Annotated in this window: 10 protein-coding genes; 1 reads left to right on the top strand and 9 read right to left on the bottom strand. The window is 67.0% G+C overall.

Going from position 1 to position 11,048, the window contains the following annotated elements:
- Nucleotides 1–327: 327 nt before the first annotated feature.
- The gene (locus tag AZKH_RS22295) at nucleotides 328–807 is read left to right on the top strand and encodes a ProQ/FINO family protein (RefSeq protein ID WP_015438070.1); all 480 of its coding nucleotides are present in this window, start codon (nucleotides 328–330) and stop codon (nucleotides 805–807) included.
- Nucleotides 808–847: 40 nt separating this feature from the next.
- Here AZKH_RS22295 and AZKH_RS22290 read toward each other — a convergent pair whose 3' ends face one another.
- The 9 genes from AZKH_RS22290 to AZKH_RS22250 form a co-directional block, all read right to left on the bottom strand.
- On the bottom strand, nucleotides 848–2,488 hold the full coding sequence (locus AZKH_RS22290) for a DEAD/DEAH box helicase (protein ID WP_015438069.1): 1,641 nt from the start codon (nucleotides 2,486–2,488) through the stop codon (nucleotides 848–850).
- A gap of 67 nt (nucleotides 2,489–2,555) precedes the next feature.
- Complete coding sequence (locus AZKH_RS22285; protein ID WP_015438068.1) at nucleotides 2,556–4,136, bottom strand: SulP family inorganic anion transporter; 1,581 nt, start codon at nucleotides 4,134–4,136, stop codon at nucleotides 2,556–2,558.
- Nucleotides 4,133–5,230 (bottom strand): c-type cytochrome, encoded by a 1,098-nt coding sequence (locus AZKH_RS22280; RefSeq protein ID WP_015438067.1) that lies wholly within the window; start codon nucleotides 5,228–5,230, stop codon nucleotides 4,133–4,135. The genes AZKH_RS22285 and AZKH_RS22280 overlap by 4 nt, the downstream gene beginning before the upstream one ends.
- Nucleotides 5,227–5,805: a hypothetical protein gene (locus AZKH_RS22275; RefSeq protein WP_015438066.1), complete on the bottom strand. Its 579-nt coding sequence runs from the start codon at nucleotides 5,803–5,805 to the stop codon at nucleotides 5,227–5,229. Before AZKH_RS22275 ends, AZKH_RS22280 begins: the two co-directional genes overlap by 4 nt.
- The gene (locus AZKH_RS22270) at nucleotides 5,798–7,870 is read right to left on the bottom strand and encodes a bifunctional diguanylate cyclase/phosphodiesterase (RefSeq protein WP_015438065.1); all 2,073 of its coding nucleotides are present in this window, start codon (nucleotides 7,868–7,870) and stop codon (nucleotides 5,798–5,800) included. Before AZKH_RS22270 ends, AZKH_RS22275 begins: the two co-directional genes overlap by 8 nt.
- A gap of 15 nt (nucleotides 7,871–7,885) precedes the next feature.
- A complete protein-coding gene (locus tag AZKH_RS22265) occupies nucleotides 7,886–8,746 on the bottom strand; it encodes a phosphate/phosphite/phosphonate ABC transporter substrate-binding protein (protein WP_231874441.1) in 861 nt (286 codons plus the stop codon).
- A gap of 268 nt (nucleotides 8,747–9,014) precedes the next feature.
- Entirely contained in the window at nucleotides 9,015–9,746 is a 732-nt protein-coding gene (locus AZKH_RS22260; protein WP_156822147.1) for a hypothetical protein, read from the bottom strand.
- Between the two features lie 104 nt (nucleotides 9,747–9,850).
- Entirely contained in the window at nucleotides 9,851–10,681 is an 831-nt protein-coding gene (locus AZKH_RS22255) for an FTR1 family protein (RefSeq protein ID WP_015438062.1), read from the bottom strand.
- A gap of 6 nt (nucleotides 10,682–10,687) precedes the next feature.
- Complete coding sequence (locus AZKH_RS22250; protein WP_015438061.1) at nucleotides 10,688–11,005, bottom strand: cupredoxin domain-containing protein; 318 nt, start codon at nucleotides 11,003–11,005, stop codon at nucleotides 10,688–10,690.
- Between the last annotated feature and the right edge of the window lie 43 nt (nucleotides 11,006–11,048).

Raw genomic sequence — 11,048 nt, 5'->3', positions numbered from 1 at the left:
GATGGCGGGCTGTCGTGAGCGCCGGAGCGGGATGGGTTGCGGGGGAAACAAGGCGACGCATGTCTGAGGGCGCGACGCGCCCGAGTTTGCGTCGCCGCCCCCGCGGCCCGTCCTGCTCCGGGAAGCCGAAGGCCGCGAGCGTCTGCCCGGCAGCCGAATTCGACGGCAACAGCGCTCGATGCCGTCGCCGCGCCGCCGTGATGGTGCAGCGATACCCCAGCAACCGTCCGACTCTCCTGCGGTGGCGCAGTAACCACACCCCCGCCAGAACCCCGCATTTCATGCGATGATGCCGTTTTTCGTCCGCAGTTCCCGTTGCTACCCGAGATGACTAACGAAACCACTCCCGAAGCCCAAGCCGAAGAAGCCGTCGCCAAGACTCCCGCTGTCTCCAAGTCCAGCCTCGACGCCCGCGGCCTGCTGCTGAAGCTTCAGGAAACCTCGCCGACCTTCCGCGAGGTCAAACCGCTCGCGCTCCGCATCGACAAAGCCGTCGCCGAACGCTTCCCGGACGTCGACCGCAAGGTCATCCGCAACGCGATGCGCATCCACACTGCGACGACCAAGTACCTCAAGTCGGTTGAGAAGGCCACCGCGCGCTTCGACCTCGATGGCCAGGAAAGCGGCGAGGTCACCGAAGAGCAGCGCCAGCACGCCAGCCAGACGCTCAAGGAACGCTTCGCCGAAGTCGCCAAACGCAAGAAGGCCGCCGCCGAACAGGAAAAGGCCCAGCGCGAAGCCGAAGAAGCCGAGCGCCGCAAGACCGAAAAGCTCGCCCAGCTCGTCGGCAAGTTCGCCAAGCGCTGAGCGCCGCGCTCGCCGCCAGGCGGCGAACGAGGCCGGTTTCCTACTCGTCGAGCGCGGCTGTCAGCTGGGCCGCCGCGCGTTCCGACAGCACGAGGATCAGCTTCATGCTCGCGCGCGTCGCGCCGACGAAGAGCTTGCGCACCGTCAGCTCGTCGAGCGTCTCGAAGTCGATCTCGGTGAAGATCACGCAAGGTGCCGCCTGGCCCTTGAAGCGATACACCGAATCGATCAGGAAGTCGCCATCCGAATACACCGGATTGCCGAGCAGATCGTAGCGGCCGGTGAAAGCCTTCAGCCGGTGCGCGCCGAGCCGGTCATAGGGCGTGAACAGCGAATGCTCGCGCCCGCGGAAAGTGACCGTCGCGATCATCTCGCGGCGAAAGCCCAGGCCGATTGCGCGCGTCATCGCCCGCTTGGTCTCCTCGACGAGCTGCGCCCCGTCCTTCCAGACGAAGAACTCGACCTCCGACGCGGCAAGCGGACTGCCCGCCTCCAGCGGCTCCGCGAGCGGCAGCATGCGGTTGAGTGCCCCGACGATATCCGTCGGACTGCGGTAATTGCGTCCGCTCGTAATCCGCACCCAGCCCGGCAGATCGACCGGCGGACGCCCATACAGGTTCTGCAACGGATCCTCCAGCCACCAAGCCCGCCCCTCGGGCCGCAGCAGCCGCAGCAAGGTGTCGCGCCACTCCTCGCGGAAGTCCTGCCCCTCGTCGACGATCAGCTCGTCGAAACGCCATGCTGCGCCCGGATCGAGCGCGCGGAACGCTTCCTCCAGGCGCGCGAACGCGTCCGGCTGCGTGAAATCCGGCACCTGCCCGTGCGCGCGCAGCACGCGGTCGCATAACTGGTGAAAGGTCGCGATCTCGCCGCCGGGCGGGGCGATCAGCGCGATGTGGTCGGCGAGCGGGCGGTTGTAGCAGACGTAGAGCGGCCGGCGCCCGGCGGCGAGCGCATCGCGGAACACCGCCAGCGCGAGCTGCGTCTTGCCGCTGCCGGCGGTGCCGGTCACGCGCAACCGGAAAGGCGTCATCTCGATGCGCCGCGCCCATTCGGCGAGGCCGCCGGCGAGCCGCGTGTAAAGCGCTTCGGCCTGCCCGACGATCGCATTGACCTCGGGCACGAGCTCCAGCTGATCGACGAGAAAGCGCTCGATGTTGTCGAGCACCATGCGGTCGCGCACCTCGTCGCGCAACAGACTCTGCACGATCGAAACGAGATGCGGGCGGCGGGTCGCGTCGACGATGCGCGCCGGATCGATGCCGGCGCTACCGGGCTGGCGCACCACGTAGTCGGGGCAATAGAGCAGCACGTCGAGCCGCGGCGCGTGGCCTTTCAGGAAGGCGCCGAGGCGCTCGCGCAGGTGGTCGGCGCTGCGGGCCATTTGCGCGCTGACGTTCTTCTTCGTCTTCGTGTAGGTCTTGACGAGGCCTTCGGGCGTCTCGTCGAGGAAGCCGGACTTCTGCTCGATCAGCAGCAGCCGGCCGCTCGGGCCGGCGATGATGAAGTCGATCTCGCCGAACACCGCGTGGTCGCGATTCACGCGCGTCCAATGCACGCCGTGATAGACCGTGTGGTCGTCCGGCAAGCCCTGGGCAAGCGTCGCGAGCGTTTCCAGCTCGCGCGCGAGCGCGCCGCTCGCCGGCAGTTGCCGCCATCCATCGGGGTGTATCCGCGCCATCCTGACCGCCGCAAGTCCTAACCGATGGCATATTAACCCGCGCCGGACGGGCGCGCGCTTCGGGCGCCTACAGCGCCTGACGCCGGCGCCTGTCCTTGCGGTTGGGGCCGCTCGGGCGGCCGCGCTGGCCGCCGCGCCGGTCCTGCCCGCTGCGGCGGTCGGCCAGGCGCACCTTGTCGTTCTTGCCCACGTCGGCCAGCCAGCGGATGCCTTCCGGATCGATGTGATGGACGGCCGAAAAATCGACGACCAGTTCCTCGAAGCGCGGGTCGTTGTTGGCGCGGTGGTAGAGCGACTCGATCACCGGCAGCGAGCCGTAATAGATGTTGCCGCGGATGCGCAGCACGTTGCCTTCGAGGTTGACGTTCGGATGCGCCTTCTCCCACTTCGCGTACGCGAGCGCCAAGAGCGAGCCGCAGATCACCGCCCCGAAGAGGCCGAAGATATGCACCGACAGGAAGGATGCGCTGAACACGATCGCTTCCGGCCGGTGCTCGAAGTGCGCGCGGATGTCCGACCAGTCGATCATGTTGGCGCCGACGACCATGATGATCGCGGCCATCGCCGGCACCGGGATGATCGCGATGTACTGGCCGAAGAAGCTCACCAGCGCGAGCAGGAACAGCGCTGACGAGGCGGCGGCGATTCGGCTGCCGGTGTTCATCGCCTGCATCAGCGACATCCGGTTGAAGGACGCGCAGGTCGGCAGCGCGGAAATGAAGGGCAGCACGCAGTTGCTCACCGCGTCGGCGAAAATGCCGTGACGCGCATCGACGAACTGGCCGCTCTTGCGGTTCATCATCCGCATCGCCGCGACCGTCTGAAAGAGTCCCAGCAGCGCGAGCGTGACCGCGCCCGGGATGATGCCGATGATGTCCGGCATCGCCTCCTGCGCGAAGAGCGGCAGCGACGGATACACGAAGCCTGCCGGCGAGATGTTCGCGGTCTGCTCGACCAGCGTCTCGCCGAGGCCGAAATGTGCGTTCAGGTACTGCGAATACAGCGTCCCCGCGAGGATGCCGAGCAGGATCCCCCAGTTGCGTAGCGCCTGGAATTGCCGCGCGACGATGGTGACCACCAGCGTGAGCAAGCCGATGTGGATCGCGTGCATGTTGCCGATCTCGAGCACGGCGAGAAAGCTCTGCCACGCGATCCACAGGCGCCATTCGACCTGGGTGTTGACCGGCAGGCCGGCGAAGGTCGGGAAGGACTTCAGGATCATGTACACGCCGATGCCGCAAATCATGCCGTTCGCGACCGGCTCGCTGACGAAGTCGAGCATGCGGCCGAGCGGGCGGATCGCGAGAAACAGCAGCTGGATCAGCCCGGCGAGCAGGAAGAGCGTCAGCGCGCAGCCGATGTAGTCCGGTCCGAACTGCGGCGCGACCGGCAACAGCGTCACGCCGACGACCGCCGACTGCGTACTGTTGGGCCCGCCGTGGAACACCCGCGAGGGGTTGAGCAGCGCGGAGAAGAGCACGCCCCAGATCGCGCAGTAGATGCCGAAATAGGAAGGCAGCCCGGCGAGCGTCGTCGAGAACGCGATCGCCTGCGGCAGCACGACGACCGCGAGCGTCAGCCCGATCAGCAGTTCGCTGCCGAGCGAGCGCCCGTCCGGCAACGCCCACGCAGACAGGCGGCCGATCATGTCCCGCTCCCCCTGTTTGCGTCGGCGTGGCGCCAGGTTTCGACGGCATGGATCATCGGCGGCATCACCCGCATCATCAACTGGTTCCACAGCGCCGCGAGGGGCCCTTCCTTGTCGCCGGCCGGACGCGGCAGGTTGCTGACGTAGAAGCCGATGTCGCGGCAGTCCTGGTTGGAGAGCGTGCCTTCCTCGCCGAGCGGCATGTTGCGGCAGATGAAGCCGGGCAGGATCGTCGACACGAAGGAGAAGTTGTTGCGCGACTGGTGGTTGAAGGAGTTCGGGCCCGCCACCGCCGGATACACGACCTTGCCGTCGACGACCGTGCCCAGCCCCTGCGGACCGTGGCAGCGCGCGCATTTCTCCTTGAACAACGCCGCGCCGCGCACGTAGTCGTCGCCGCGCTTCAAGGTCGACGAAGCGGTCACCTCGTCGATGCCCTGTTCCGCGTAACGGTTGCCGAAGCGCAGGTCGAGCGCCGCGGCGAGGAAGCGGCTGTAGGCGGTGACGTCGCGGATCAGGTCGTCGGCGACGTTCGGCTTGTAGCCGTTCGACGAGTTGATGTAGCACTGCATCTGGCGCAGCTCGAAGGGCAGCAGGATGCCCGTGAACTGGTCGTACATGTCGGCCATGACCCAGGACGCGCCGAGGCTCAGCGAGCCGGTCTGCGGCACGCCCGCCGCCGTCTGCTTGTCGCCGATCCCCTGGTGGCAGTGGTCGCAGCTCGTGTGGGTGCCGCGCACGAAGCGCGTCGAGTTCCAGCGTTCGCGTCCCGGGTCGGCGGCGAGCTGCCCCTGCAGGTCGTCGATGATGTTGCAGCCGCGCTGGATCGTGCGCACATCCTCCTCGCTGTAGCCGCGCCTCGGATCCGGGCGCCAGCCGCGCGCGAGGACGTAGGGCGAGATGTAGTCGGGGCCGGCCGCGAGGCCGTAGCGGTCGAGCTTGTCGGCGCAGCCCGGCGTCAGGTCCACCGCCTGCTCGCGGACCTGTGCGCGTTCCTCGTGGCGCGCGACGGCGAGTGCGTAGAGCCCGAGCAGCGCGCCGAACAGTAGCGCGAGCCGCAGCAGTTTCGGCCATCCCTCCGGCAGCGCCCTCATTGCGCGGCCTCCCGCGCGCCTTCGCCGAGCTGCAGGTGATGCGCGACCATGCGCGCGAAGATCCGGATGTCCCGCACGGCCGGGTCGTAGATCGTCGGCACGAAGCCGTCCAGATGCGTCGCGTAGCAGCGCATCACATGCTCCTCGAAGGAAATGCGGCGGCCGAGGGCCGCATCGAAGCGATCGCCGCTCGCGAAGGCGTAGGCGAGGTCCGTTTCGCGATGGCAGTCGATGCAGGCGTTCGGGTGGTCGAGCGCACCCTTGCGCGTGAAACGCCAGGCGTAGCGGTAGGTGTGGTGGATCAGGTTGTAGCCGTTCTGGATCGCGCGCACGAAGTAGCCGTCGCGGCCGAAGGTATCGACGTCGTAGGCCGCACGGAACGCCTCCCAGCCGGGCTCGGATTTGCCGTGCGGCGAGAACACCGGCTGGCCGGAACCGAAATGGGCCCACACCGCGAAGCCGACGACGGCGGCGGCACCCAGTGCGCCGCGCAGCACGACGACGAGGCGCGCCCGGCGCGCCGCCTTCCGCCGCTCGCGCATCTTCGCGAGGGCGGCATCCGGAGCCCTATCCATGGATCAGCGACAAGGGGCAATCGCCCCACGGCGCCGGCTCGTGCGCGATCCGGCTCAGGAAGGCGGTGAAGTGATCGGCGTCGAGCGGGTGCGACAGCAGGTAGCCCTGCAGGTAGTCGCAACCGAGACCCTTCAGGAATTCCAGTTGCGCGCGGCTCTCGACGCCCTCGGCGATCACCTTGAGCGAGAGGCTGTGCGCCATCGCGACGATCGCGCGCACCAGCGCGGCGGCCTCGAGGTCCTCGCACAGTGGCGAGACGAAGCTGCGGTCGATCTTCAGCGTGTCGAACGAGAAGCGACGCAGGTAGCTGAGCGAGGAATAGCCCGTGCCGAAATCGTCGAGGCTCAGGCGCAGCCCGCGCCCATGCAATCGTCCGAGCACGTCGTTGATCTGCTGATGGTCGTCGAGCAGGATGTTCTCGGTGATCTCCAGCTCCAGCGTCTGCGGCGACAAGCGGTTGTCCTCGAGGACCTCGTGCACCAGCTGCTCCAGGTCCTCGCGCAGCTGCACGCGCGAGATGTTGACCGCCAGATAGCCGGGCCCGAGCCCCGTATCCAGCCAGCTGCGCAACTGCCGCCCCGCCTCGCGCAGCACCCATTTGCCGATCGCGACGATCTGTCCGGTGCTCTCGGCGAGCGGGATGAAGGTCGCCGGGCTGATGAAGCCCTGTTCCGGATGATTCCAGCGCAGCAGCACCTCTGCGCCGACATAGGCGCCGTCGTCGGCGCGGAAGATCGGCTGGAAGGCGAGCTGCAGCCCGCCGCGCGCGAGCACCTTGTTGAGCTCCTGCTCGAGCTGCAGGCGCTCGCGCATCTGCGCGTTCATCTCCGCGGTGAAGAAACAGATCGGCGGCCGGCCGGGCTTCTTCGCCTGGTACATCGCGTTGTCCGCGTTGGCCATCAGCGATTCGACCGTGTCGCCGTCGTCCGGGTACAAGGCGATGCCGATGCTGCAATGGACGACCACTTCGTGTCCGTCGAGCGAGACCGGTTCCGAGACGGCCTCCAGCAGCCGGCGGGCCACTTCGCGCGCCTCGTTGGGCTGGCTCAAGCGCGGCAGCAAGACCAGGAACTCGTCGCCGCCGAGGCGTGCGAGCGTGTCCTCCTCGCGCAGGCGCGAGCGGATGTGTGCGCTGACGTGCGCGAGCAGCTGGTCGCCCACCGCATGTCCCATCGTGTCGTTGACGATCTTGAAGTCATCGAGATCGATGAACATCAGTGCGAAGCGCTGCTGCTGGCGGTGGGCCGAACGGATCTCCTGCTGCAGCCGCTCGACCGCCAACATCCGGTTCGGCTGCGCCGTCAGCGGATCGTAGTTCGCTTGGTAGTGCAGCTTCGCTTGCTCGCGCTGGATCTCGAGCGTCATCGCGTTGAAAGTCTCGCCGAGCCGTCCGAGCTCGTCGCGGGAACCTACCGGCACGAGCGTGAACTCGCCGCGGCCCAGGTCCTGCGACACCTCGATCAGGCGCTTGACCGGATGCATCACGCTGTACTTGAAGACGAGGTAGATCGCCGCGCTCAGGAACAGGATGATGATCGCGTAGATCGCGAACTGCTGCACCATCTGCTCGCGGGCCTGTGCCACGAGTTCCGCGCGGCTGATGCCCACCCGCAGGCGGCCAAGCTGGTGCCCGTCATGGACGATCGGGAATTCGACCGGCATCACGTCGGGCAGCGCCGCGAGCCGCTTGATCAGTTTCTGCATGCGTGGCGGCGGCAGATGGTCGGGCGCCGGGCCGTCCACCCCGAGGCCGCGGCGGATGCGCGCGTCGTCGCCGTTCACATAGGAGGTCAGCGGCTGGTCGTCGTTGTCGACGATTACGCCGTAGACCACGTCGCGCTGGCGGCTGACCTCGCGCGCGTAGCCGTCAAGGCTCAGGAAGTCGAGCCCGAGGATCGCCTCCGGGCTGATCAGCGCGATCAGGTGGCCCAGCACGCGGCCGCGCTCCTCGAGCTGCTGCTCGAGGAGGCGGTTCTGGCTTTGCAGCACGTAGTAGGCATTCAGTGCCAGCGTGACCGAGAGGATCCCGGCCACGATGAGGATGAACTTGCTCGCGAGGCGCAAGGAGGCTCTCCGTGCTCAGCGCGGAATGACGAGGTCCGGCATGACCTTGCGGATGATGCGGCGGTGGGGATCGTAGTCCGCGTCGCGCGCCGCGCCGAAGCCGGTCATCTCCGCACGGGCGAGGATCGCGCGCCCTTCGTCGTGCTTGCCCAGTCCGACCAGCAGCGTCTGGATGCGCGTCGCGAGCGCCTGCGGCATGTCCTTGCGCACCGCCCAGGGCAGGTGCTTCACACGCTCGGTCATGCCGAGGTGCATGACCGTGCTCGTGTCCATCGCCTCGCGCACGACAGGCAGATCGATCAGGATGTCGCCGGCCCCGCTCGCGTCGGCTTGGCCGTGGTACAGCGAGATCAGCGAATTCGGCGGATTCTTTGAGAACACCGTCTCGTAGTCGGTGGGCTTCAGCCCCGCCTGCAGCAGCAGGTAGCTCGGCAGGATGTAGCTCATCATCGCGTCCGTGCCGCCGCCGAACACGATCTTGTGCCCGCGCAGCTGGGCGATCGAGGTGATGCCGCTGTCCTTGCGCACGTAGAGCGCGCCGGCGACGGTGCCGGTGCCGAACTCCTCGTTGTGCGCGATCACGCGGTACTTGTCGGCGGAGCGGACGTAGTGGAACTGGTTGTAATGGACGATATCGAAGCGCCGGTGCTCGACGCCTTCCCAGAACGCGTCGAAATCCTTCGCCGTGACCAGCCGGACCTCGCGGCCGAGTTCGCGGCCCAGGTAGGCGGCAAGCGGACCGTAGAGCTCGGTCGTGAGCGTCGCCTGCCGCCGGGGGAAGATGCCCATCACCAGCGGCGCTTCGGCGGCCCGCGCGGCGCGGATCGACCGTCCGCCCAGCGCCAGGCCGAGTCCTCCTGCCAGCCATCCGAGCAAGGCGCGCCGGTGTGCGCCGTGGGGTCCTGCGCAGCCAGGACGTACGTCTCCCCTGGATGCTATATCCTTGGTCTTAAAGCCCATTCCGCTTGTCCCCTGCCGACCCGCTTCTCCGTTTGGTCACGGCGCGTGATTCTGATTTTGTGTCTAATCGTTAAAGCTTACACGACGCCGAGCCGGCTTGTCGTGATCGGGGACGCACGCCACAATGAAAAAGCCCCGCCGGCGGTGCCTGGCGGGGCTTTGGACGTCGCTTGATCGCGGGCGGTCAGAACTCGAATTCGACCGTCGCGCGCAGCGTGTGGTCGGGCGACGGCTTCGTCAGGCCGACCAGGTAGGCCGCGTTGTACTTGATCGCGGTACGACCGCCGGTCTGGATCTTGCCGAAGATCGCGGGGCCGACGCTGTGCTCCTGGTCGCCATTGCGTTCCCAGCTGCCCCAATTGCCGAATACGCCCAGGCCCTGCAGGCCGACTTCGAATTGCGGCATCCAGCGGTACTTCGCCTGCCACTGGTAACCGACTTCGGTGCGGCTCTTCTCTTCCGAGTCGTAATGACGCTCGGCCAGCAGGTTGAAGTTCAGCTGGACCTTGTCGAAGTCCTTCTGCGTCAGCAGGCCGATCTTCAGTTCCCAGCCTTCGTCGTGATCGCGCGGGCGCTCGATCTCGACCAGCGCGCCGAGGTCGATGAAGTACTGGCCCGGTTCGGTCAGCTGGAATTTGTTTTCCCACTCGAAGGCTTCACGGCGGAAGCTCTCGCCGCGCTCACGCTCGTACTCCACGCCGATCTCGGTGAACCAGAACTGGGTCACGCCCATGCCGAAAGTCAGCACGCCTGCGGTCTCGTCTTCCTTGCCGTGGTCGCGGAAAGAGCCGGCGCTGAACTCGATCTCGCGCTCGCCGTATTCGACGTTCGGCGTGAAGATGTGATCGGCCGGACCGGCGTGGGCCATGCTCGCGCCGAAGGCGGCGATCGCCGCAGCGATAAGCTGTTTTTTCATCATGATCCTTGTAGTTTTGGGGGGAGGCGGAAATTTTCGGCGCGCGAACACCCTCCCGGGCCGGCGGAGCCGGCCGGATCGCGCGTCGCATCTAAGGGGGGAAGTCAGGTCGTTGCGGGGCGCCCGCTGGCGGCCGCGGGCGAACGCACCAGATACATGCCGACCGCAATCAACGCGACCGTGCCGAGGTAGAAAATCGCCTGCATCGCGCTGGGGCGCGGGTCATAGCCGGCCAGCACATGCAGCAGCGTGCCCACCGCGGAGCTCGCCGACAGCCAGGCCGAGGTATCCCACAGCGGATTCGCGAGCGACGGGATGATGTCGCCCTGGATCAGGAAGCGCGCCATCTGGCCGGCCATGCCGGCCGCGAGCAGGAGCACCAGTCCGGCCGTGACGGTGAAGAACCAGCGCACCGGCACGCGCAGCAGACCCGCGTACATGCCGAAGCCCACGCCGATGCCGGCCGCGAGACCCAGCGCGCCGCCGCTCAGCACCTGTCCGAGCGACTGCTCCTGCGACATCATGCCGAACAGGAAAAGCACCGTTTCCGAGCCTTCGCGCAGCACCGCCATCGCGATGACGATCGCGATCGCCGACAGCTCGCGTGCGCCTTCGGCCACCTCGCGCACGACGCTCGTCGCGTCGCTGATCATCTCGCGCGCATGGCGCGACATCCAGATGTTGTGCCACGCGAGCATCGTCACGGCGAGGCCGAGGACGATCGCGTTGAGCATCTCCTGCCCCATGCCGTCGGCCATCTCGGCGATCGTGCCGGCCGCCATCGCGACCGCGACCGAGCCCAGAATGCCTGCGACGATGCCGCCGGCCAGCCAGCGGTTGCGGTGGGGGAGCGTCCGGGCGGCGGCGGCGACGATGCCTACCAGCAGCGCCGCCTCCAGTGATTCGCGAAAAACGATGATGGCGGCGCCGAGCATGATCGATTACTCCGCGATCACCACGCCGCGCGCGGTCTTTTCGTTGAATTCGCCGAAGAACGGGTACTTGCCGGGGTTCAGCGGACCGATGAAGACGTTCGCGGTCGTGCCACCGGGTATTACCTTTTCCCTATTGAGCTCGTGGCTCTCGAACTCTTCCGGCGTCGAATCCTGATTCTGGATCACCAGCTTGATCTTCTGGCCGGCCGGGACGCGGACTTCCTCGGGCTGGAAGCGGTGATCCTTGATCACCAGCTGCACTTCGGGGGGGGCGGCGAGGGCGATGGCGGGCAGACACAGCAGGGCGAGAATCAGTCGTTTCATGTCGCACTCCGGGAAGGGTTAATTAATGATAACAATTCGCATT

Origin of the sequence: Azoarcus sp. KH32C, from assembly GCF_000349945.1 — a bacterium.
Taxonomy (GTDB): domain Bacteria; phylum Pseudomonadota; class Gammaproteobacteria; order Burkholderiales; family Rhodocyclaceae; genus Aromatoleum.
Note: the sequence above shows the minus strand (reverse complement) of the source record. Positions and strands in the feature narration are given on the sequence as shown.

Bases quoted from the DNA above. Each gene is read 5' to 3' on its own strand.
- AZKH_RS22295 (WP_015438070.1), top strand. From the start codon at position 328: ATGACTAACGAAACCACTCCCGAAGCCCAAGCCGAAGAAGCCGTCGCC.
- AZKH_RS22290 (WP_015438069.1), bottom strand. From the start codon at position 2,488: ATGGCGCGGATACACCCCGATGGATGGCGGCAACTGCCGGCGAGCGGC.
- AZKH_RS22285 (WP_015438068.1), bottom strand. From the start codon at position 4,136: ATGATCGGCCGCCTGTCTGCGTGGGCGTTGCCGGACGGGCGCTCGCTC.
- AZKH_RS22280 (WP_015438067.1), bottom strand. From the start codon at position 5,230: ATGAGGGCGCTGCCGGAGGGATGGCCGAAACTGCTGCGGCTCGCGCTA.
- AZKH_RS22275 (WP_015438066.1), bottom strand. From the start codon at position 5,805: ATGGATAGGGCTCCGGATGCCGCCCTCGCGAAGATGCGCGAGCGGCGG.
- AZKH_RS22260 (WP_156822147.1), bottom strand. From the start codon at position 9,746: ATGAAAAAACAGCTTATCGCTGCGGCGATCGCCGCCTTCGGCGCGAGC.
- AZKH_RS22255 (WP_015438062.1), bottom strand. From the start codon at position 10,681: ATGCTCGGCGCCGCCATCATCGTTTTTCGCGAATCACTGGAGGCGGCG.
- AZKH_RS22250 (WP_015438061.1), bottom strand. From the start codon at position 11,005: ATGAAACGACTGATTCTCGCCCTGCTGTGTCTGCCCGCCATCGCCCTC.